Genomic DNA, 23,138 nt, shown 5'->3' with positions numbered 1-23,138 from the left:
CATTCTGCGGAACAAAGAAACATTCTTGATCCCATTGTACAAAAAAATATTTACTTCCACAACTGTACTATGTATACTAGTACACATAAAACACTTTAAAGAAATGAGCGAAAACAATATGGTTTTTATCGATAAAAGCAGCGGTAAGCCTTACTATGAACAGCTTATGCTAGGCATCAAAGAAGAAATAGTCAGCGGTATTTTAAAGCCCGGAGACCAATTGTTATCTGTCAGAGAGATGTCTCGGGAGCTGACAATGAATCCCAACACCGTAAGCAAGGCCTATAAACTATTAGAAGCACAAGATGTCATCATTACCGTAAAAGGAAAAGGAACCTTTGTAAAAGCATTGACTACAGAAATGGACCCAAAATCAGTAGAGAAAATTCAACGACAACTTTCAGAATTGACCATTGAAGCCTACTATCAAAATATTTCTTCTGAAGAATTGAAACGATGGGTCGAAGACAGCTATAAAAAAATTAAAGGAGAGCACACATGAAAATCATCTCTATGTATAAGTCCATCAATCAAAACCAGCAATTGAACAATATTAATTTAACAATCAAAAAAGGCGAAATCATCGGTCTAATCGGTAGAAACGGAGCAGGAAAGACAACCCTTTTCCGCTGTCTCACAAACCAATACTTGCCGGACCAAGGAAGCATCACTATCAATGAAAAAGATATCGCTACCCATCCGGAGCTTAAGGAAAATTTTTTTTATATAGATGAACAGGCTGATTTCCTTTCAGCTTATTCATTAAGCACCATTCAACATTTTTATGAAGCCGCCTATCCTAAGTTTGACTGTCAGCATTATTTCCAGCTATGCACGACGTTTCAGCTAGATAAACAGGCACGCTATCGGTCATTGTCTAAAGGGATGCGCGGTATTTTCAAGCTCATCTTGGGTATTGCTTCAAACGCCGAGTATCTTTTTCTGGACGAGCCTTTTGACGGCTTAGATGCAATGGTCAAAAAAGAAATGATTCAAGTGATTTTGGAGCATATGGCGATCCACGGAAACAGTATTCTGATTACCTCCCACAACTTAAATGAGCTGGAAACGATTGTTGATCGATGCCTCTTTCTAGTAAATGGTGAAATCAGTTATGACGTTTATCTGGAGGATTTACGAACTCAGGGACAAAAACTGCAGCTTGCGTTCGCCAAAAACAAAATACCTGAAGTGGTTCGTACACATGGTCAAATACTCACTAAGCAAAGAAAGACACTGACCGTCTTCTTCCCCTACTACTCGGAGACCATCAGACAGCAGCTAATGGATGAAGCCCCTCTTTTTATAGAGGAAACAGCTTTCTCTTTGGAGGACTTGCTAAAACTGGCAGCTGCCGCTACAATCACTATGCCAAAAAAGGAGACAATTGAATGAATAAACAATTATTGGAAATTTTTAAAAAAAGATATGCCCTATTTGTATTGTTTGGCTGCTTAGCTATTATTGGTATTTTTCTCAACGATAGTCGAAACAACAGTAACCGTTGGCAGGAATATAATCATCCAAATACGACCAATACAATTGCATCTGAAGCAACTGGCAGTACAGAGCTGCTGACACAATACAACATGGAAAACCAATCAATGGTCTTCGTTGAAACTGGTCCAAATAGCAATGTGTACTATAGTTTCTATTTTAATGAAAACTTTTTAGCAGCAATAATCATTTTAGCTGCTGGTTTTCTTATGTTTTTTGTCGATTTAAAAACCGGCTTTAACAGCTTTCTTTTCTCCTTAGGATTTCCTAGAAAACACATCTATTTTGCAAAGTATTTATTTATCGGTCTGCCCCTATTACTAAGTGTCTTAGTGGGTAAGCTTTTGATGAGTCTTATTTTATTCTTCACTATCCCAACTGAATTCATGAATCTTTCCATTCCAGAGCTTCTTCTTGGGATTGGAACAAGCTGGCTGACCTATGTTTTCTATTTTGCTTGCGGTGCTTTCATCGGCCTCGTTTCCGGAAACACAATTCTTGGATTATTGACCATCTTTGGTTTTGGTTTATCCATTAATTTCTCCATTCCGGGCTTCGTCCATGCTGTGCAGTATGCTCTTTATCATGATACAGAACGTTACCCGCCATTGATGTCCAACCTGTTTTCCATTTTTATCACAAAATCGGTTCCGCTCTGGCAAGGATATGCTGTTTTCATTTTGTTAAGTGTAGTCTTAATTATATTCGGCAATACTTTGTACAACCGTTTATCTTTAGAAAAAAATGGGAACTATCTGCTCTTCGACAACCTTCGACTCCCTACATTGGTTTTAATAACTTTTTACGTTCCTATTGCCTTTGTTTTCTCGGGAAGTAATTTTATCGGTATTGATAAATCTCCATTTCCTTCAAGCTTTCTTTTCTCTCTGCTCGCATTTATTATTGCCGGAGGTGTCATTTTCAGTAAGGAAATTATACGGTTGCAAACTAAATTAACCAATAACTTGCTAAACAAAGCGTAATCTATAGCTAGTAATAACCTCAACTTTAAAAAGCCTGAAATAGGCGAAGGACTGATTTTCGTCCTAACCTATTTCAGGCTTTGCTTTATTCCTTTTGACTTTTTACTACACAAACACCATATACTCCTTCGGGTTTTCTTTGTGCTGTAAAATAACTTCCAGTAGATACTCCGTGTGCTTTACCAACGTCGGCTGCTTCAAAATACGAAAAATCGAAATCGCCTGTTGACATTTTTCAATGCCTTTTTCTTCTGAACCTGTAATGATTTGGTACCACCCTTTAAAAAACAGCAAGTAAATACTATTGGTAGAATCCTCTGTATCATACAGTGTTTTTTCAAGCAGTGCCATTACCTCTTTGCTTTCCTCAAAACATCGAAAATTCAAAAATGATGCTAAGGCTGAAAAGATTAAACTTGCTCTCATCTCCCTCATCAAAGGCAAACCAAGCTCTTTTTCTGTTCTCGAAACGGCAGTAGGTAACAGCTGATGAATCGTTTCCACCGGAAAAGTAAACTGAAACAAACGGAAAAGCAGCACTTCAAATACACCCCAGTTTTCTACGCTATAAAGATAACTGACAACCGGACGACTCATCACTCGAAAACGCTCAACTATTTTTTTACTGTCCACTTCCTCTGATTCACTTAGGTTTGCCTCGTAAGCCTCAATCAACAGCTGACAAAAAATTTGCAGGTATTTTTGCCAACGAATCTCCTTATTGAGCTCAGCTGAAAGCTTCTTCATCTCGATGATTCCCTTTTCAAAATCTTGCTGATGCTGATTGTAGTGATTATTGATTACTTGGATACGTTCTAAAAAAGAAAAATACGGTCCGGTCATATAGCTGAACATATTGGAAAAACCAATAAAGATATCCATTTCAGATTTGGATGCGCGCAGATAGTAAAATTCTTCAATCGTTACATTGATGTTATCCAACAGCCGCTCCATTCGATGCATTGTAATATGAGAATTGCCCTTTTCAAATTTACTGATAAAGGAAACGCTGTTCAATTCATCAGCGACTTGCCGTAAGCTTAAGCCTCGATCCTTTCTAAGCCGGCGAAACAGTTGTCCTTCTTTCATAAATAACCATCCTTTTTCCACTATAGTGGATTTTCATCCTCCATTCTATCTTACCTCGATTATAGTAAAGATACAAAATGAATTTAGTCGGCCGCTAAAAATCACACCTTAAAGGAGTATTTTTATGAATGAATATCTAACAAACAAGGGGTATCGTGCGTTAATAAATGCTGCACTGCTGAATGGTATCGGCAATAGCTTATTCAACATTGTTTTTGTCATTTATGCCAGTACCACTCCATTTAAAACACTGGCGGTTTCACTGGCCTCTATGGCATTGCTGGTTCCCAGCCTGCTGAATATTTTGACCGGCTACTTTGCTGATCGGACAAAACAAAAAACAGGGTGGATGATTCTCTCAAGAATCGCTCAGTTTGTACTCTTTGCCGGCTTAACCTTACTGATTCGTTTGCCCGCAACCTTCCCCTTATTCTTAGTATTATTGATGATTAATATCATTTCAGATTGCCTTGGCGCTTATGGAGGCGGTCTTCAGCTCCCCTTATTGCGGCGACTGCTGCCAGAAGAGGCACTAGATGAAGCCATGGGTTTTCAAATGGCTGCACAAACACTGGTTCAAATCATTTTTCAAGGTCTTGGTGCCTGGGCCATTGTTTTATTGAATTACGATTTTTCTCTTTTTGGTTTGATTAATGCAATTACCTTACTATTAGCGGGACTATCAATTGTACAGCATAGAACTATTTTGCGAAATGCAGAACCAGATACCAATCAGAAAACAACTGAAACGAAGCCAACCAAAGGATTCCGCTCAAGCCTAAAAACAACCATTGGACTGCTGTACAGTAACCGTTTTTTGAAAACTATTATGATTTTTGCTCTAGCTGTTAACACATTGGCAGCCTGTATTGATGGTCTAATGAACATCAGCCTGTTGGAAATGACGCAGCTGCTTCTGCAAAACTACGGCAACACCCTTGCAATCATCAGTATTACGATATCCTTTGGCACAATTCTAGGCTCTCTAATCACCGGTGATTTCTTTAAGCATATTGGTACGCTGCGAATTGTAGCCTATACAATGTTGTCCCTTGCTCTTTTAGCACTGAACTTTTTATGGATTAAAAATGTTTGGCTGATGCTGGGCTGTCTTTTCTTTATTGGCTATACCAGCGGAAAGATCAATCCGCGAATGTCTGCTTATATGATGCGTGAAGTCGATGAGGAACGTTTAGCAGTTACCAGTGGAATATTTACAACGATTGTCTTGTTGGGTGGTCCCATCGGCCAAGTATTCTTTCTCGGCATTGCAAATGCACTGACCATAGCCATTAGCTGGCAAATCTACTTATTGACTGCAGCAATCATTGGCGGTGCTGCGTTTGCACTCTCCCGACGACTCAGTGAACCTAATGTCGGCACAGCGGAAAGTATCAGCGAAACAACTGAATAAATATGGCACATACTCTATGCTGACATTTTTTAAAACAGGCGAGAGAATCATCCATCGAATCATTCTCTCGCCTGTTTTATTTTTTTATGCTAATTCTTCCCCATTTGAATCAACGACTTGCTTATACCAATCGTAGCTTTTCTTCTTGTAGCGTTTCCCGCTTCCTTTTCCATAGTCATCTAAATCAACATAGATAAAGCCATAGCGTTTGCTCATTTCAGAAGAGGAACAGCTAACTAAGTCAATCGGTCCCCATGGATAATAGCCAATCAGGTCTACGCCATCATGAATTGCTTCTTTCATCGCTTCGATATGCAGGCGAAGAAAGTCAATACGATAGTCATCCTCAATTGTATTTTTTTCATTCAGCTGTTCATAGAAGCCCATTCCGTTTTCAGTAATCATCAATGGCAGCTGATAGCGATCATAATATTCGTTCAAAGCGATGCGCAAACCGATTGGGTCAATAGCCCAGCCCCAGTCATTGGCTTCCAAATATGGATTTGCATAGCTCGGGTCTTCCTTTTTACTACTTTCAGCATCAATGATTCGAGTGTAGTAATAAGAAAATGTCACAAAATCAACCGTATTACGGAAATCTTCCTCATCCTTTTCACCAAAAACAATATCAATTCCTTTATCTTCAAAAAAGCGATACGCATAGCCAGGATAATACCCTCTAGCCAAAACATCAGAATAGAAATATTCCATTTGATTGTTTTTCAACGCTGCCAAAACATCCTCTGGCTTACAGCTTGCAGGATAAGAGTTGCCATAATAAGACATCATACCAATTTGGAAGGCAGGATCAATTTCCTTCGCAATTTTCACCGCACGGGCACAGGCAACCAACTCATTATGCACCCCCTGATATTTTGCCTCCAGCAGGTTTTCTACTCGATCTGACGGAATACCTAAATGATTGAAGGATTCATGGGTAATCAAGTTCATCTGATTTACCAATATCCAATAGGTGACTTTGCCTTTATAGCGATTAAAAAGCACTTCAGAAAAACAGGTAAAGAAATCAATCATTTTCCGGTCATGCCAACCATTGTATTGCGTAGTCAAGTACAGCGGCATTTCATAATGAGAAAGGGTAATTAACGGCTCCATTCCGTTAGCAATAATCTCGTCAATCAATGCATCATAGAATTTCAACCCTTCTTCATTCGGCTCAAGCTCATCGCCTTTGGGGAATATTCTTGCCCAGCTAATCGATGTCCGGAAAGAATTCATCCCTGTTCCTGCCAGAAGCTTCAAATCTTCCTTAAACGTATGGTAAAAATCAATACCCGCTCTTTTTGGATAAATGCCTTCTTTATCATTTATCGCAAACTCAATATCTTCTGTCGCAATTTCCTTGTTTCCTTTTTTCCGAATATCAATATCATCTCTAAATCGATTGATATCCGCGACACTTAGTCCTTTTCCTCCTTCAAGATAGGCACCCTCCAGCTGATTCGCTGCCACAGCGCCTCCCCAAAAGAAATTATCTGGAAATGTTGTTGGATTTTTTTTCATGGTTGAGCTCCTTTACTTTTTTTGTAAAATAAATTTCTTATTTTTCCCTCTAAATTTGGGCATCACTGTTCTAGTCTATAGAAAGTCGGAGAATGCTTCGTTCTATCCTCTTACTTCGCCCCTTCGTCTCCTAATTCCTGCTGTACCATTTTCCGTTCATAGGTCTTGAAAAATGGATAATAAATGACCAGATAAACAAGGAAGTTGAATACAACAAGCAGACCGCCTCGAATACTAGCTGTTGCAATTACTCCGGCAAAGACACCGGGAACCGTCCAAACAGCGGCTAATGGATACCCCATGCCAGGAACAATTCCTGTTGTGAACGCGAAGTACGTAATAAAGGTACATACGACAGGCGCCAGTACGAACGGAATCGCCAAGGCTGGATTCAATACAATCGGTAAACCGAATAACAGAGGCTCATTGATATTGAAAAAGCCCGGGATAATACTTAAGCGACCTAGCTTCTTTAAAAATTTGGATTTTGAGAAGCACATCAATCCACATAAAGCCAGTGTTCCTCCGCCACCACCAATCCATAAAAAGGTGAAGATGAACGGCTGTACACCGATATTGGGAATAGCTGTGCCTGCTTGGGCTGCTGCCATGTTGGCCTCAGAATTCAGCAACCAGATTGGCAACATGACTGTTGCCAAAATTTGAGGGTGAATCCCAAATAACCACATCAAGCATGTTAGCAGAACGTACATTAACGGTGCGGCAATTGAGTTGGATGACACGCTTAGCAGAGGTGTAATGATGTCTGCAATCAACTCATTCACGTTAAAACCAATCACATGAGTAACTAACCACACAATCGTCATTGAAAAGAAGACAGGTATCAAAACTTCAAAACTACTGCTGACATTACTTGGAACTTGCTCGGGAAGACGAATACCCACGTTGTATTTTTTACAAAGACGCATAACCTCCACAGCCAGAATCGCTGTCAAAATACTGGTAAACATCCCTTCGCCACCTAGATATTTCGTACTGATAAAAGAGCCTTCCTCTGTTACAGTAAAGGATAATGTCATAAAGAAAGTAAAAATTGCTGAAACACCACCGGCCAGACTATCCATATCATAGCTTTGTGCCAAACGTGAACCAATGCCAAAAGAAGAATAAATAGATAAAAGTCCCATACTCATATTAAATGGCAGAATCAGCTTGCTGACCAACTCAGGATTATTTCCCATAAAATCAACATACGACTGCGGCCATGGAATGTAAGGTATCAACAAGAATATTGAACCGATGACGGTAATTGGAATTGTCGCAATCAATCCATCACGTACTGCGCTCAGATGACGTTGATTGGATACTTTCATCATCGGAGGCATTATTTTATTTTCAACAAAGTTCATTAAGTTATTCATTTTCTTCCTCCTAGTTTTTTTTAAGAGACCTCTTAGTTAAAATATAAGCGCTCTCATACCTATTCACAATAAAAACCATTTTCCAAAATTGGAAAATGGTTTTTATTATGCTGTGAGTGATTTAAACCACACATTATATAAACAATCTAAATACTTTTTACTGTCTACTCAATTTTTAAAAGGATAGACAGCAAAATAATCCAAGAATGGATGACTTTTTGCGAATAATAATTAGAGGACAAAAGAAAATCAAATTGATCAAAATGAATAATTTCTTCAAATAATGTACTATATTGTGATTGATCAGACTGGGTTAATAAAAAAAGAGGCTTATGGAAGGTTTGCAGAAATTCTAGGTTTTTCTCTACCCAATCCGCTGTTAAACTGATGATGAATACTGCCTCTACCTCATTAAAAGATGATGTCAGTATATCTCGAGCAGCTCTACGGTTGACTTCATAGATCGTATACCCTTGTTGACTAAACAATTCTCTAAACAAATTTACACCTGAAAAAGAATAGGTATTCCCCAAAACAGCAAGCTTTTCCATCTCTGCTATTCTATTTGCGATGCGCAGACATTGCTCCTGATCCAATAAAGAAAAAATTTTTTTCTGAATCAGCTGGTCTTGCTCAATAAAACCTGAGATTGCTTCTTCTATTCCTGATGTTACATTAATCCCATCAAGAAACATTTCTTCTGTATACACTCCAATATCGGTGCGCATTTCCTTGAAGCTGCTGTAACCGATACGCTTACAGAATTTTGTCACACTGGCAGGAGTTGTGTTAGACAAATAAGCTATTTCTTCAATATAAATATCCGGAAACGTTTCTACATGCTCAATCAAATGCTTGGCAATCGTATAATTTACGTCTTGCTTGACACACTTAAATAGAAATTCGGTTAAACGAACATACACACGACTCGCCCTCAGGTTCATCTCATGGCCTCCTCTTCTAGCCTCTCGTCCTTCAAAAAAAGAGCAGCGAAACTCCGTCATTTCCGCGCTGCTCTCTCAAATTTATTTTTTCTTTTTCTTCTTTTTTCTGTTCTTTTTGACCATACGGTTCATTGCCATCTTGCCAAGCTTTCCTTTGATGCCGCCGCCCATCATTTGCTCCATACCGGGAATATTCATGTTTCCGTTGGTCATTTGCTGCATCATTTTCTTGGATTCTTTGAATTGCTTAATCATCTTGTTCACTTCAACCACAGTATTTCCTGAACCCGCAGCGATTCTGCGTCTTCGACTTGGGTTAAGTAAATCAGGATTTTCACGTTCAGCGGGCGTCATAGACAAAACCATGGCTTTTTTACGTGCCATATCCTTTGGATCAATCTGAACATTTTCAAGCCCCGGCATTTGACTCATGCCCGGAATCATCTTAAGAAGGTCTTCAATAGGTCCCATGCCCATCACCTGATCCATCTGCTCGATGAAATCATTGAAATCAAAGCTGTTTTCCTTCATCTTTTGAGCAAGCTCTTCAGCTTTTTTCTCATCGTAATCCTGTTGCGCTTTTTCAATCAGCGTCAGCATATCCCCCATACCTAGAATACGACTGGACATTCGATCCGGGTGGAATACCTCTAAATCAGTCAGTTTTTCACCGGAACCGATAAATTTAATCGGTGCACCGGTTACTGCACGGATTGACAGTGCCGCACCACCACGAGTATCGCCATCAAGCTTTGTGATAACAACCCCGGTAATTCCCAGCTGTTGGTTAAAGCTGTCTGCTACATTTACAGCATCCTGCCCTGTCATAGCATCTACAACGAGTAAGATTTCATTCGGCTGAGCAATCTCTTTGATTTGCTTCAGCTCATCCATCAATGTTTCATCAATATGAAGACGACCCGCCGTATCAATTAATACATAGTCATTTTTCTTTTCTTCTGCAAGCGCCATCCCTTGCTTCACAATCTCAACTGGATTGGTATCTGTTCCCATGTCAAATACAGGTACATCCAACTGCTGACCTAATACCTTTAACTGGTCAATCGCTGCTGGACGATAAACATCGGCAGCAATCATTAACGGACGTGCTTTTTCATTTTTAATCAGCTGATTGGCCAATTTACCGGCAAAGGTCGTTTTACCTGCCCCCTGCAAACCAGCCATCATGATAACGGTTGGAATCTTCGGTGATTTTGTTAGTTCTACCGTTTCTGAACCCAACGTCTGAGTCAGCTCTTCATCAACGATTTTTACGATTTGTTGTGCCGGAGAAAGACTTTCCAGTACCTCAGATCCAACCGCGCGTTCTCTTACTCTTTTCGTAAAGTCCTTAACAACTTGGAGATTGACGTCGGCTTCCAATAAAGCCAAACGAATCTCTCTCATCATTTCTTTTACATCTGCCTCAGATATCTTGCCTTTACGGCGTAATTTACTCATCGCCTGCTGCAGGCGTTCTGTTAAGCTCTCAAATGCCATTTTCTATCATTCCTCTATTTCCTGAATTTGTTCGATATAACTGATAAGTGTTTCATCCTTCGGGTATGTCTCTGCGGTGTACGTTTTCAGTTTGTCCAGCAGCTCACCACGAACAATATAGTCAGAGTACAAGTGAAGCTTTCTCTCATAGTCTTCAATGATTTTTTCTGTTCGTTTAATATTATCATAGACCGCCTGACGACTGACCTCATATTCCTCAGCAATCTCTCCCAAAGAGAAGTCATCCGCATAATACAATTCCATATAATTCATCTGCTTTTCAGTCAACAATGTGGAGTAAAATTCAAACAGGGCATTCATACGGTTCGTTTTTTCTATTTCCATGTTTTCTCCTCCATCTCAATCCCTTTTAGGTTACCGATTTCACTTGCATTAGTCAAGAGTCTTCCACTCATTTTCAAGGATTTTTTCAAAAGAATGAATTAACCGATCATAGTAGGTGTATGCATTCGCGCAGAAGTCTACCTTTTTAAAGGTTTGGTGGTCAATATATTGCTCGCTGTTCTTTTGACAAACCCCTTCCAAGGTAAGTGATTCAACCACTCCCTGAAAGATTTCCTTCAGCTGTTGAAGGCGAACTGGAAAAAGCCCTTCTACTTCTTCCTCTTGTAAAAAGAAATCTCCTGATGCCAATTCTCTTCGAACCAAAAATACATTAGTAAACTCATGGTCGATAAATCCCTCTAAGTCAATTTCTACAATAAAAACACCTAAGCTTTCTGCTGCATCCTGAGAAACATCAATGCCTAGCTCTTCCTTTACCTCTCGAAACCCATCAGCTACTTCTTCACTATCCAAAAGATGACCGGCTGCTGTAATATCCAGCTGTCCGGGAAAATCTTTTTTATCCAATGAACGTTTTTGAAAATAAATAACCAAATCATCCTTATCTATTGTATAAAACCAACAATGAAAAGTTTCATGCCATAGTCCATTCGCATGTACCTCATCACGGCTGGCTGTTCCAATCGGTTCATACTTGTCATTAAATATTCTTAAGCGCTCAGTTTCCGCCATGCTGTTTATTCTCCTTTAGCACTGTTTTCCAATGCGTTTCCGAAACAATATCGATACCTTGTTGACAAAAATAGGCAGTTGCCACGCCAACTCCTGATTTTTTATTCCCCGAAAAACTGCCATCGTAGATAGCACGACTTCCGCATGAAGGACTATTCTCCTTCATCACGATGCAGGAGATGTCCAAATTCTTCAACTCTTCGTAGGCAATGACCGCTCCTCGTTTAAAGGCTTCTGTTACATCCTCACCTGTTATCGTCATTACTTTTGCGTTTCCCTGCCAAACATCATAGCCGTCTCCGCCAATAATCTCTGCCGGTGCTCTAGGAATTGGCAGACCGCCTAACACCTCAGGACAGACCAATAACGCTTCTCCCTCTTCAGCTAATACAGATAATTCAGGAATCGTTTTAGACTGACCATCATACCGGCAGCAAAGCCCTCCCAAACATGAGCTTATTCCTATCATTAGTTCTCCTCCTCAGCCTTCCGTCACTTTATAATAAGCCTTCAAATAAGACGATTCAATTCTTGTTTTTTTCACGTACTAATTTATTCGGTTAAAGTATTTTTACTTTGAAAAGTACACATTTCATGCAAATCATCGGAAACTTCTCGGCGAAAATAAAAACTCGCAAAGTTTCTCTCCCATTATACCATTTCCAATTGCTCTACGTAGGGTTATTCCTATTCTGAATTTTTTAAAATATGATAGAATAGAAGCAGTACAATGAATAGCTTTAGCAAAAACAAACACTGCTTCACACATAGAAAGAAATACACACAGCTTCTTCGTGAATTTCACAATAAAACTCTATGTTTGAACAAGCTGTACTGCGTAATCATTGATTTTGATTCTACTCATAGATAGTGCCGGCACTCTTTAGCCGTTGGTTTATCTATAGTGGTATCAAGAAATAGTTGACTAAACAAGCAAATAAAAGGAGCGACTCTATGAAACATGTATTAGTTGTGGATGATGAACCATCAATTTTGACCTTACTGAAGTTTAATTTGGAAAAAGACGGCTATAAAGTGTCTACGGCAGAACATGGTACAGAAGCCTATGAACTGGCTTTGGATCAGTCTTTTGATTTTATTATCCTTGATGTCATGCTTCCCGGCATGGATGGTCTTGATATCACAAAAGCGTTACGTCGAGAGAAAGTAGAAACACCCATTTTGATTCTCACAGCAAAGGACGACCAAGTAGACAAAATTATCGGACTGGAAATTGGCGCAGATGATTACCTCACAAAGCCTTTCAGCCCAAGAGAAGTTTTAGCACGAATGAAGGCAATTTTCAGACGAACCGAGGGCTCGAAAAAGACAGTTGAGACAACTGAGCCTGTTGAAAAAGCACCACTTACGATTGGTGACATTCATGTAGATGAAAATAATTATGAAGTATTTGTTCGCGGAGAAAAGATTGAGCTTACGCCAAAGGAATTTGAGCTGCTCGTCTATTTCATGAAACGGAAGGATCGTGTCATTAATCGTGACACCTTGTTAGAGCGTATTTGGCAGTATGATTTTTCCGGTCAAAGCAGAATCGTGGATGTTCATGTCAGTCATCTCCGTGACAAAATAGAAAAGGACCCAAAACGTCCTGCCTACCTGGTAACTGTTCGAGGCTTCGGCTATCGTTTTCAGGAGCCTAAAAAATGATTAATCGACAGCGCTTTGAATATTTTGTAACAATTCTGATTATGTCACTTCTATTCTTTGCCAGCATGTTCACGGTCAACTCTTTTTTTAAAAACGAGCTGCTTAATCAACAAGAAAGCTATCTTCTGAAAAAAGCAGAATTTCTGGCAGAACAACTGTCCGATAGTACCTTTCAGCAAGAGACTGTGACACAAGAAGAACAACAGTTTATTCAAGACTATGTTGGCATGAACGATGAACGTATAAGCTTGCTTACTGATAACGGTGACGTGTTCTATGACACAGATGATAGTAATCTGTCTGATTCTCGTAAGGATCGACCGGAAATCAAAGCCGTTCTTGCCGGAGCAGACTTTGGCTCCGACCATCGCACAAGCGGCACCTTACATGTTGAGCTACTGTATCTGGCTATTCCTATTGAAATTAAAGGAAAGCTGATTGGTATCCTACGTATATCTGAAGAGGCAAGCAAGTTTTCAAGCAGCATTTCTGCATTCCGTAATTTCCTAATATTTATATTCGGTCTGCTATTTTTAATCATTACAGTCTTTCTGCTTCTAATGATTCGTCAGAAAAACAAACCATTATTAACTGTGTTGCCTTTCCTAAAACGAATGATTCAAAATCCGCAAAAAGGTCGTTCAATCATTCAGCAATCCTCTGAATGGCACGAGCTCTATGAAACGGCGAATGAGCTTAGCAGTCAGATGAGCGAAACCTACCGCGCCTATTTATCCTCAGAAGAGCAGCTGCATATTCTCTTAAATGAGCTAATGATTGGCATGTTCATTATTGATAAAAATGGTGATCTTGAGTTGATTAATCCTGTGATGTGCGGTTTTCTTGGTATCCCTTCTGTTCCACAAGAACGTGTAAGCTACCAGCAGACAATCAACGATCCGCTGCTGATTCAGTTAATTAATCAGGCAATCACTGAAGAGCGCTCACTCCATCAGGAAATCACTTTAAGCGCTGAAACAGAAGAAAAGATTGTTGATTTATCTCTTCATTATTTTAATAACGATTTTAATCACCACCAGATTTTTGGTGTTGCCTATGATCTGACTCAGGTTCACCGATTGGAAAAAATGCAAAAGGATTTTGTAGGAAATGTTTCCCATGAGTTAAAAACACCAATCACGTCCTTGATAGGTTTTACCGAAACTCTTATTGATGGTGCCAAGGATGACCCGGAAACTCTGACACAGTTTTTAGGTATCATTCAAAAAGATGCTTATCGATTACAGCGACTCATTCAGGAAATCATTTTGCTGTCCAGAGATTCGAAAAGCACCTATGATAAACAACAAGTGCCTCTTCACTCATTGATTTATGAGGTTGTTCATTCTTATCAAAAGACGATTGATGAAAAGCACCTGCAGATAGTCGTAAACGGAGACCATGAGCTAATTATTTCTACCGTTTATGAACTGTTTTATCCGATTATCAAAAACTTGATAGAAAATGCCGTACAGTATTCAACAGACGAAGGAAGTATTATTGTTGATTTCGTCGTCAAAAAGAACGAACTGCTTTTGTCGGTTGAAGACAATGGCATTGGCATTCCATTAGAGGATCAAAACAGAATATTTGAGCGATTTTACCGAGTTGACAAAGCACGTACACGCTATTCCGGCGGTACAGGACTTGGTCTTGCTATCGTTCAAAATTACACCGAATTATTGGGAGGAACAGTCACTTTAGAAAGCTATCCAGGAGTAGGCTCCTCCTTCATGCTGAGAATTCCATTGAACTAAAAAACAGGATTGAATCGGAAATGGCTTGACCATCTCTTGATTCAATCCTGTTTCTATTTACATTATCCGCAATCCCAATTGTACTGGATATCGGTAAAATCTTTGCTTTCCAGCGCTTGCCGGTTAATGAAAAAGTTACCGACCCCCATATCACCCCACATAATTGGCCAATCTTCGTCAATCTTCTCCGTGTCTAATTGGAAGAGCAAGGTATCATAGTTTGTTGTTTCTTCATAAAGTCGAGGATCTTCCTGTGTGAAGTATGGATAGCCGCCTACTTTACTTCCAGCAGCTGTTTCCCACAGACCATTGTAAATTTTTTCCTGCTGCTCTTCTTCCGAAGAAACATCACTTAACCACTCATACATTGTTTTTCCAAAGAACTTTTTGAACTCATAACAATCACTGCTAAGATAGGTTATTTCTTTTGAAGCAGTGAGTCTATATTCCCCTTCAACGACCTTATATAGCTCATCTGAAATTTCGGCTTGAAGCGCCAGCTGCTGTTCTCTACTATAAGAAATAGCAGAAGTATCTTCAAAAAACAACACTCTAAAGCCAGCTTGAGCAGCAGGCGCATCAAAGTCTAGCCCAATTAAGTCGTCTGTATAATCAACATAGAATGATAGAATTCCCTTTTCCGGATAGGATGACAGCGCTGGCAGCTCAGAAAAATTGAGCTGAGCCAACAAGAACAAGGGCACATCATTCTCTGTGCTTCTAGGATATTCCTGATTCAATGGTAAATAACCAATACCACCAACCTTACTTGCATCTAAAGGTAATTCTCCTTCATTACTGAAGCTAAGCTTAAGATATTCCTTTTTTGTCTGAACAAATCGTTCCAACCACTCTTTCGGCAATAAATCTTTCAATGTCTCTTCCATTCTATTCCTCCTCTTTTTTCTTCTATCTTAGTCTTTTAGTCAACCCATGTAAAGATGAAACAAGCAACCAACTCACCCATTCAGCATGAACTTACTGATTTTCCAACCTAGATGACAAGGGATTTAAAAGCAGTCTTCCTTCTTTATGGAATTCTAACCATCCAGATTGACGGTGTGAATAACTGAATGAAAACAAACACACTAATGGTAAAAATAGCGGCCAGTATGAAGATGAGCGCGCTCCTCTTTTTACCAGGTTTGAAAAATCCAGTCTTAGCATAAATTGAATGATGAAGGTATTTAAATACTACAAGGGACATTCCTCCTGCAAAAATAGCGGAAAGAAGATACTCTAAGACATTCAGCTCAATCGGTCTACTTCCTGTAAAATCGCCAACTAATCGAAACAGCCAAAATACACCAATAAATAAGACACTTAGCTTAATATGTTCTTTGGTACTTCCCTTTTTAAAATAACGAAGCAAATCATCAGCCATCTCCTTTGCATTAGCGCCAAAGTATTCCTCTGCATCCTGACCATTGTTCTGAGCCTCCAACAAATCACTGCCTAGCTCATATAACTGCTGATTGATTTCTCCTTCATCAGAAAAGATAGTTGCAGTCAAAAGATAGAGCCTCAAATCACTAAAAAACTGTTTGTTACTTCCTGTCAACTTGTCCTCAATAGCATTAGCACCCTCTCTATACGCAGCTATCTGTTTATTATCCATACTATTCCTCCTCCAGAATATGTTGAACTTTCTCTGTTAATCCATACCATTGCACAGTAAATTCCTCTAAATAGATGCTTCCATCATTTGTCAGAGAGAAATATTTTCGATCAGGACCTTCCTTGGACGGCTTAAGCCTGCTTACTATTAATCCTTGCTTTTCTAGTTTTTGAAGCAATGGATAGACAGTTCCACCAACAATCGTCGGGAAGCCATTTTCTTTTAAATATTGTACGAGCTCATACCCATAGATTTCTCTTTTCCCAATAACCTTTAGTACACAGCCATCTAAAACACCCTTTAATAATTGTGTTTCTTTCAAAAGTATCCTCCTCTACTATGTAATGCAAACTACCTCCTCATTACTATAACAGAACACTACTAGTTTGTAAAACACACTAGTGAAATATATATTTTTTTGCTGATATGACTATTTCCTAAAAATAAATAAGCGCTGCATCGAAGAAAAATTCCGATACAGCACTCAACTATTTTTATTTAGGATTTTGTTATTATTTTTAGTGTTGCTAATTAATTATTCGTTACCGCACCATCAACGCTTCGTTCGATTTTCATGTCTGTGATTGGCACATAGCCTAGCTCTTTAACAATACTCTTTTGAACGTCATCACTAACAATATAATCTAAGAATTTTTTGACCCCTGCATCTGGCTCGCCGTTTGTATACATATGCTCATAGGACCAGATTGGCCAAGAATTATCTGCTACATTTTCTTCTGTTGGTTTCACTCCATCAAGACTTAAAGCCACGGTAGAATCGTCCATGTAAGAAAAGGCCAGATAACTAATCGCTCCCGGTGTTTGAGAGACAATTTGCCGAACCGTTCCTGAAGAATCCTGTTCCTGAGATTTAATTGAGGTTGCTCCGTCTAATCCCCACTTTTCAAACGTAGCTCTGGTTCCGCTACCTTCAGGGCGATTGATTACTTCGATTGCTTGGTCCTTACCCCCCAAATCTTTCCAGTTGGTGATTTTTCCTGTAAAAATATCAATCAACTCTGATTTAGTTATTTCTTTAACACCGACATCCTTATTGACTACAGGACCCATGCCAACTACAGCTACTTTGTGATCAACTAGCTTGTCCGCATCAATCCCTGATTTTTCTTCTGCAAATACATCTGAATTCCCAATAGTTACTGCCCCATCTGCAACCTGAGAAAGTCCTGTTCCGCTTCCTCCGCCTTGGACAGAGATGGAATAGTTAGGCTCATCTGCCACGAATTGATCCTTCGCTGCATCTACTAATGGTTGTAAAGCTGTTGAACCCACTGCGACTATTTTTACCTGTTCATTCGTTGTTTTATCGGTTGCTTCACTACTATTGGAATTACTGCCGCAGCCAGTCAGTACAACACCTGCCGCGATTGCCAATGTAGTCAAAATCATTTTCTTCATTTCAACACTTCCTTCGTAATTAGTTACAAGCATAGTTTAACAACTCAGTGTTAAGGCTGTTCCAAAATCTTGTAAATAATCGGTAAAGAAATGTAAAAATTTAGTGTAGCTATGCCAGTTCGACTGGATATTTCATTAGTCGAATGGTATGCGTGACGTCAATCATACAAAATTTTTTTCTTAAAAAGTTCTGTGCTCCTTTTAAATAAGTTAGCTGCTCATGAAGCTAGACAAACAGAAAAGCTGAACGAGTCGCTTAGCTCATGCGCGATATAGGAAAACGGACCAAGTGTAACGTTTTGTATCGAGAATCGCAGTAAAACGAGAATCGTAGATACACATTATAAATTTTTTGGTACGTTAACTGAAGGCAAGTTATCTTATTGCCGATGAAGTTAGTCTGTGAAGCTAGACAAGTAGAAAAGTTGAACGAGCTCGTCCAGCTAGACGGTTGTTCCATTGTTAATCCTTGGTATCACTGAATTCACAGCCATGAAAATTTTATAATCCCTTTTGAATCAAAAAAAGCTCAGGCTATTCGCATCAGGAAACATTCTTTCAGCAATCGCTGGGACGAAAAATTTTTCCAGTCTTTGATAAAAAATAATGTCCAGCTAATAGCCTTAAGCTTATAAAATCAGATTTTTATAAATTGTTGTCCGCCTCCAACGATTCCATCGAAGTCGGTTTTTCTACTCACTACATGTCATTCATAAATGCAGTCAGTCGTTTCATCGCTTCTTCCAGTCGCTCCATATCTGCTGCATAACTGATACGAACATATCCTTCTGCTTCCGGTCCAAAAGCAATTCCCGGAATGATTGCCAGTGCTTGCTTGTTGGCAAGCTCCAAACAAAACTTCATTGAATCCTGTTCGAATCCATTTGGAATCTTCGCAAAAATATAGAAGGCACCGTTAGGACGAGCAATTTCAAAGCCTAAGCCAGACATTTGCTCATAAACAAAATCACGACGTTTCCGATATTCTTCTCTCATGATGACACCATCATTAATTCCTTCTATAAGCGCACGAACCGCAGCCTTTTGTGAAATCGTTGAAGCCGCAGTTACAAGATATTGGTGCACCTTAATAATTTCACTTGTCAATCGTTTGTCACCAAAAATGAAGCCGATTCGCCAGCCAGTCATTGCATGGGATTTTGATAATCCGTTAATGACGATTGTCTGTTCAGGGATAAACTCTGCAATGGAAACATGTGTTTCTTCGTAAGTCAGCTCACTATATATTTCATCGCTGATAACAAATACCGGATATTTTTTTAGAACCTCTGCAATTGCCTGAACCTCTTCACGATTGTAGGTCACACCAGTTGGGTTGCTTGGATAATTTAGAATCACTGCCTTGACCGTATCTCCATGCTCGGACATTGCTTTTTCAATCATTTCCGGAGTCAACACAAACCCATTTTCCGTGGTATCAATGTAGACAGGCACGGCCCCTGCCAACGTAATAACTGGTTCATAGCCTGGATAAATCGGTGCCGGCATCAACACCTTATCTCCTGCCTCCAGCATCGCCAATAAGCTGGCGGAAATAGCTTCTGTCGCCCCAATCGTCACAAGCACTTCAGACAATGGGTCATAGGATAGACCATATTTTTCCTTCATAAAATAGGCAGCTGCTTCTCTTACATCAGTCAATCCGGCCATCCCGGAATAATGTGAAAAGTTCTCTCTGATAGCGGTCTGTCCAGCTTCCTTCACATGCTCCGGAGTGTTAAAATCCGGCTCACCCAACGTCAGCTTCAAAATATCTGGAATCGCTGTGACCTGCTCATCAAATCTGCGAATCATCGAAACAGCGATTTTATACACCTGCTTATTAAAACGGCTTGTTAGTTCCATTCATTTTCCTCCTCTGTGCGCTATCAAGTCACTACTAAACGGAATAATTCAATAATGACTCATAATCCCACTATACATTAACTTCCTGCCAGTAAAATGGCAAGGAGAATGCTAGTAGTTGGCTATTTACTTGGACATAATAGTACCATAATCCAGTGTAAAATGAAAATCCTATTTAAAAAAAATTTTTTTCCTCCTTGTTTTCTCATTTTACACTTGCAATTCACTTTTCTTTTATCTACTATATAAGAAAGAATGCCACTCATTATAGGACTATAGAGAGCATTCTTAGGATAACGAATAATCCATTCTACAAAATCAATTCTTATAAGCGAAAGGATATCCGTATCAACATATATGTTCGCCCAAATTCGATACAGATTTTTGAGCTAGCCGCCAATGCTCGTGGCGTATGCAACAGATTTTTTCTCCTATTGTTCACTTCACCGCATTGACATATTTAACAGAGAGGGTTTGAGTACACATGAAAGGCATTAGAAAAATTGCTCCTTATATTCCGGGGATTCAACCAAACACACAGGACATGATTAAAATAAACACGAATGAGAATCCTTATCCCCCTTCTCCCAAAGTGGCTGAAGCACTAAAGCAATTTGATAGTGAGCGGTTGAAACGCTACAGCTCATTAGATAACCTTGCTTTGAAGGAAGCCTTAGCTGAAAAACATGGCATAGCAGCCAATCAGCTGATGATTGGTAACGGCTCGGATGAAGTGCTTGCTTTTAGCTTCCTCGCCTTTTTCAATAGCAAAGACCCTGTTCTCTTTCCTGATATCACTTATGGCTTCTATAAAGTGTGGGCAGACCTTTTTCATATTCCTTTTAAAGAAATTCCGTTGAATAAGAAATTTGAAATTGATTTCCATGATTATCAGCAAATAAACGGCGGCTTGGTGATTGCCAATCCGAATGCACCAACAGGGCTTTTCAAGACAATGGATGAGATTCGTGCTCTTTTAGAGCGTCATTCTGATGTGATTGTTATCATTGATGAGGCTTACGCAGAGTTTGCGGAGGAGTCGATGTTTTCCCTACTAAATGACTATTCAAATCTAATTATTGTTCGAACGCTTTCTAAGTCGCAAGCACTCGCCGGGCTGCGTATCGGTTATGCTGCCGGTGCACCTGAATATATCGCTGTTCTCGAAAGCATTAAATCTTCGTTCAACCCTTATTCTGTTGACAGCCTAGCAGAAGCGTTGGCAACTGCTGCTGTGGAAGATACAGCTTATTATCAAAAAATTACAGACGAAATTTGCATGACAAGGGAATGGTTCAGCCAACAACTGGAAGAGCTGGGATTCACGTCCCTGTCTTCTCAAACGAACTTCCTTCTTACGACTCATCCTGACCTGGACATGGCACAGCTGTATCAATACTTAGAAGAAAAAAATATCTTTGTGCGCTATTTTTCTAAGCCAGAGCGTCTAAACAGCTATCTGCGTATCTCGATTGGAACAAGAAAAGAAATGGAAGCTGTCGTTTCAGCTATCACGAACTATCTTAACTAAAGAAAGAAATTTAAATGGACTGTGACACATTGTATCAGGGACTTCTCCAAGATACCTTGTGCCACAGTTTTTTTCTATCAAAAAACCGGAATGCGAACGTCTCACTTCCGGTTAATGCTTGATTCCTATTTAGTCTTCTTTATTGATTGTTTTTCTTAATAGCTTAATGAAATAATCAGAAACTTCATTCCTTTGCTGATTCTTTTGGTAAAGGATACAAATTTGATTTTCCTCCTGCCCAACCAAAGGAATCAATCGTATTTCCTTTTTAGTAAATCCGGTAATGATTCCTGATCCGGTAGCATACGCAGTTGTTCCAGCCAAAATATTCATCAATGTTCCTCGATCACTCACTTGAATAACGCCCTGCGGACCTGTTTCAGCTATCAAATCTTCCGAAAAATAATTGAACTCACTACCTTCTTGGATGAAACGAACCTGAGGATAGTCAGCTAATTGATCCAAAGTTAACACCTTTTTTTGTGCCAGCGGATGCTGCTTTCCTATAAAGACATGAGTAGTAAAACCGCCAATGACCTCATAAGCCAAGTTTGTTGCGGCTAAGTGTCTTTTGATACCTGAACGATTTTGACTATTCAAATAAAGAATGCCAATATCACTATGATAGCTTTTAACGTCCTCAATCACCTTTAAGGTCGTTGTTTCAAATAAACGAAACTCTTTGTATTGCTCTTCAAATTCCCGAATGACCTGAGCCATGATTCCGCCCAAGAAATCATAATGCTGCGAAGAAACAGAAAACCGTTCTTCTTTTTGGTGATGTTGAAATCTATTCTCCATTAGCGCTAATTGGGTCAAAATCTTTTCTGCATGCTCTAAAAAAGCGATTCCTTCCTCTGTTAAGGTCGCACCTTTATTGGTTCGGACAAACAGCGTGACTCCCAGCTCTTCTTCTAATTCCTTAATTCCATTAGACAGACTCGGCTGCGTAACAAACAGCCTTTTCGCAGCCTCCCGAAAACCACCGCTGTCCGCTACTGCTACAACATATTTCATCTGCTTAATATTCATCATTTTTCTCCATCATTCAACAAAATAAATCTCTCTGCTGTTTTTGTTCTGCAAAGGCCGATTATTGTATTCCAGCATACCATTCTTCAACAGATGAACCAATGACCAGTCCATTTTCTGAACCTCTTGGAAAACAAACCATGGAATCGGGCCTTTGGTAGGCGGAGTTGTTAAAGAGCCAGTATAATGGAAGTGTGCTTGATGTTCAGGTAAAAACAACGAGGGATTAAAAGAAAACTCGTGTGTTCGCTGACTGACTTCAATCAGCTCTTTTAAAGCAGAAAATTTGTTTTCCGCCTCCACAAGCTCAAATAGACAGCCAACCACTAAGTTTTGTCCCGCTTCATTCATATGCACAAGGTGAAATTCTATTGGGTATTGGATATCCTCCAATATGTGCTCACTTGGTGTGTGGAAATGAATATCAGTCAGTCGATACCGTACATCTTGAAAAATTAGATAGCTTTCCATATTTGGCGGAACGAAATGAATCGTGTTTTTAAATTCCTTTTCCGAAAACTTTTCTTCTTGATAATGAAAAGAAATACTCTCATTAAGTGTCCTTTGAATGCAAGTAGACGTATTTGTTAAAGCTATCGGTGATTGATCTGGAAATGCTGCTCCCTGAGCGAACCAATCACATAGACTATGCCAATGTTCCGGTCCCCGATCGCCGGAATAGCTCCATTCGACATCCATATTTCTAATATTTCTCTTTTTCATACAACCCTCCATTATTTCTTTGAGTGTATTATTTTATTTTGAATACTTTATCTTATTTCCGTTTATCCGTCAAATAATGCGGATGAAAAAGTTTCAAAATCGAAGTACTTTATCAAGTAAGACTGAACAATGCTCTGATTAAAGTATCCCGCC

The 23,138-nt window shown here is 39.4% G+C and carries 22 protein-coding genes; 7 read left to right on the top strand and 15 right to left on the bottom strand.

All coding sequences use genetic code 11. The annotated features are described in order from the left end of the window. The first annotated feature begins 118 nt into the window (after positions 1-118). Genes IW510_RS04950 through IW510_RS04940 form a run of 3 tightly spaced genes read left to right on the top strand, consistent with a single transcriptional unit; the run spans position 119 to position 2,480 of the window. Positions 119-502 (top strand): GntR family transcriptional regulator, encoded by a 384-nt coding sequence (locus IW510_RS04950; protein ID WP_202057513.1) that lies wholly within the window; start codon positions 119-121, stop codon positions 500-502. Next, complete coding sequence (locus IW510_RS04945) at positions 499-1,395, top strand: ATP-binding cassette domain-containing protein (RefSeq protein WP_202057511.1); 897 nt, start codon at positions 499-501, stop codon at positions 1,393-1,395. The genes IW510_RS04950 and IW510_RS04945 overlap by 4 nt, the downstream gene beginning before the upstream one ends. Next, a complete protein-coding gene (locus IW510_RS04940; RefSeq protein ID WP_202057509.1) occupies positions 1,392-2,480 on the top strand; it encodes a hypothetical protein in 1,089 nt (362 codons plus the stop codon). The genes IW510_RS04945 and IW510_RS04940 overlap by 4 nt, the downstream gene beginning before the upstream one ends. Before the next feature lie 105 nt (positions 2,481-2,585). Here IW510_RS04940 and IW510_RS04935 read toward each other — a convergent pair whose 3' ends face one another. Further along, the gene (locus tag IW510_RS04935; protein ID WP_202057508.1) at positions 2,586-3,569 is read right to left on the bottom strand and encodes a helix-turn-helix domain-containing protein; all 984 of its coding nucleotides are present in this window, start codon (positions 3,567-3,569) and stop codon (positions 2,586-2,588) included. A gap of 124 nt (positions 3,570-3,693) precedes the next feature. Here IW510_RS04935 and IW510_RS04930 point away from each other — a divergent pair, with 124 nt between their 5' ends. Continuing rightward, entirely contained in the window at positions 3,694-4,983 is a 1,290-nt protein-coding gene (locus IW510_RS04930; protein ID WP_202057507.1) for an MFS transporter, read from the top strand. A gap of 84 nt (positions 4,984-5,067) precedes the next feature. On the opposite strand, the gene IW510_RS04925 is transcribed toward IW510_RS04930, so the two are convergent. The 7 genes from IW510_RS04925 to IW510_RS04895 form a co-directional block, all read right to left on the bottom strand. Next, positions 5,068-6,507, bottom strand: a complete 1,440-nt coding sequence (locus IW510_RS04925; RefSeq protein ID WP_202057506.1) for a glycoside hydrolase family 1 protein — start codon at positions 6,505-6,507, stop codon at positions 5,068-5,070. Positions 6,508-6,617: 110 nt separating this feature from the next. Further along, positions 6,618-7,889, bottom strand: coding sequence for a PTS sugar transporter subunit IIC (locus IW510_RS04920; RefSeq protein WP_202057505.1), 1,272 nt, complete (start codon positions 7,887-7,889; stop codon positions 6,618-6,620). A 164-nt stretch (positions 7,890-8,053) separates the two neighbouring features. Next, the gene (locus IW510_RS04915) at positions 8,054-8,833 is read right to left on the bottom strand and encodes a MurR/RpiR family transcriptional regulator (protein ID WP_202057504.1); all 780 of its coding nucleotides are present in this window, start codon (positions 8,831-8,833) and stop codon (positions 8,054-8,056) included. Between the two features lie 81 nt (positions 8,834-8,914). Beyond that, positions 8,915-10,333 (bottom strand): signal recognition particle protein, encoded by a 1,419-nt coding sequence (ffh, locus tag IW510_RS04910; protein WP_202057503.1) that lies wholly within the window; start codon positions 10,331-10,333, stop codon positions 8,915-8,917. 6 nt (positions 10,334-10,339) lie between these two features. Beyond that, complete coding sequence (locus IW510_RS04905; RefSeq protein ID WP_202057502.1) at positions 10,340-10,678, bottom strand: putative DNA-binding protein; 339 nt, start codon at positions 10,676-10,678, stop codon at positions 10,340-10,342. A 48-nt stretch (positions 10,679-10,726) separates the two neighbouring features. Further along, positions 10,727-11,371, bottom strand: coding sequence for an NUDIX hydrolase (locus tag IW510_RS04900; protein ID WP_202057500.1), 645 nt, complete (start codon positions 11,369-11,371; stop codon positions 10,727-10,729). After that, a complete protein-coding gene (locus tag IW510_RS04895) occupies positions 11,358-11,840 on the bottom strand; it encodes a DUF523 domain-containing protein (RefSeq protein WP_202057498.1) in 483 nt (160 codons plus the stop codon). Before IW510_RS04895 ends, IW510_RS04900 begins: the two co-directional genes overlap by 14 nt. A 485-nt stretch (positions 11,841-12,325) precedes the next feature. Between IW510_RS04895 and IW510_RS04890 the strand changes: the two genes are divergently transcribed. Then, the gene (locus IW510_RS04890) at positions 12,326-13,039 is read left to right on the top strand and encodes a response regulator transcription factor (protein WP_202057496.1); all 714 of its coding nucleotides are present in this window, start codon (positions 12,326-12,328) and stop codon (positions 13,037-13,039) included. Beyond that, complete coding sequence (locus IW510_RS04885; protein ID WP_202057494.1) at positions 13,036-14,796, top strand: sensor histidine kinase; 1,761 nt, start codon at positions 13,036-13,038, stop codon at positions 14,794-14,796. Before IW510_RS04890 ends, IW510_RS04885 begins: the two co-directional genes overlap by 4 nt. Before the next feature lie 62 nt (positions 14,797-14,858). On the opposite strand, the gene IW510_RS04880 is transcribed toward IW510_RS04885, so the two are convergent. From IW510_RS04880 to IW510_RS04860, 5 genes are all read right to left on the bottom strand, one after another. Then, positions 14,859-15,683, bottom strand: coding sequence for a YwqG family protein (locus tag IW510_RS04880; RefSeq protein ID WP_202057493.1), 825 nt, complete (start codon positions 15,681-15,683; stop codon positions 14,859-14,861). A gap of 143 nt (positions 15,684-15,826) precedes the next feature. Further along, the gene (locus IW510_RS04875; protein ID WP_202057491.1) at positions 15,827-16,414 is read right to left on the bottom strand and encodes a DUF1129 family protein; all 588 of its coding nucleotides are present in this window, start codon (positions 16,412-16,414) and stop codon (positions 15,827-15,829) included. 1 nt (position 16,415) lies between these two features. Further along, a complete protein-coding gene (locus tag IW510_RS04870; protein ID WP_202057490.1) occupies positions 16,416-16,736 on the bottom strand; it encodes a PadR family transcriptional regulator in 321 nt (106 codons plus the stop codon). Between the two features lie 209 nt (positions 16,737-16,945). Further along, on the bottom strand, positions 16,946-17,833 hold the full coding sequence (locus IW510_RS04865; protein ID WP_202057488.1) for a phosphate ABC transporter substrate-binding protein PstS family protein: 888 nt from the start codon (positions 17,831-17,833) through the stop codon (positions 16,946-16,948). A 699-nt stretch (positions 17,834-18,532) separates the two neighbouring features. After that, positions 18,533-19,699 (bottom strand): pyridoxal phosphate-dependent aminotransferase, encoded by a 1,167-nt coding sequence (locus tag IW510_RS04860; RefSeq protein ID WP_202057484.1) that lies wholly within the window; start codon positions 19,697-19,699, stop codon positions 18,533-18,535. Between the two features lie 484 nt (positions 19,700-20,183). On the opposite strand from IW510_RS04860, the gene hisC reads away from it, so the two are divergent. Further along, entirely contained in the window at positions 20,184-21,230 is a 1,047-nt protein-coding gene (hisC, locus tag IW510_RS04855) for a histidinol-phosphate transaminase (protein WP_202057483.1), read from the top strand. Positions 21,231-21,359: 129 nt separating this feature from the next. Here the strand turns inward: hisC and IW510_RS04850 are convergent, their stop codons facing one another. Both IW510_RS04850 and IW510_RS04845 read right to left on the bottom strand, forming a co-directional pair. Next, positions 21,360-22,262, bottom strand: a complete 903-nt coding sequence (locus IW510_RS04850) for a LysR family transcriptional regulator (protein ID WP_202057481.1) — start codon at positions 22,260-22,262, stop codon at positions 21,360-21,362. Positions 22,263-22,274: 12 nt separating this feature from the next. Continuing rightward, positions 22,275-22,985: a carbonic anhydrase family protein gene (locus IW510_RS04845; RefSeq protein ID WP_202057478.1), complete on the bottom strand. Its 711-nt coding sequence runs from the start codon at positions 22,983-22,985 to the stop codon at positions 22,275-22,277. Between the last annotated feature and the right edge of the window lie 153 nt (positions 22,986-23,138).

This window comes from Enterococcus sp. BWR-S5, from assembly GCF_016745255.1.
Taxonomy (GTDB): Bacteria; Bacillota; Bacilli; order Lactobacillales; family Enterococcaceae; genus Enterococcus_L.
Note: the sequence above shows the minus strand (reverse complement) of the source record. Positions and strands in the feature narration are given on the sequence as shown.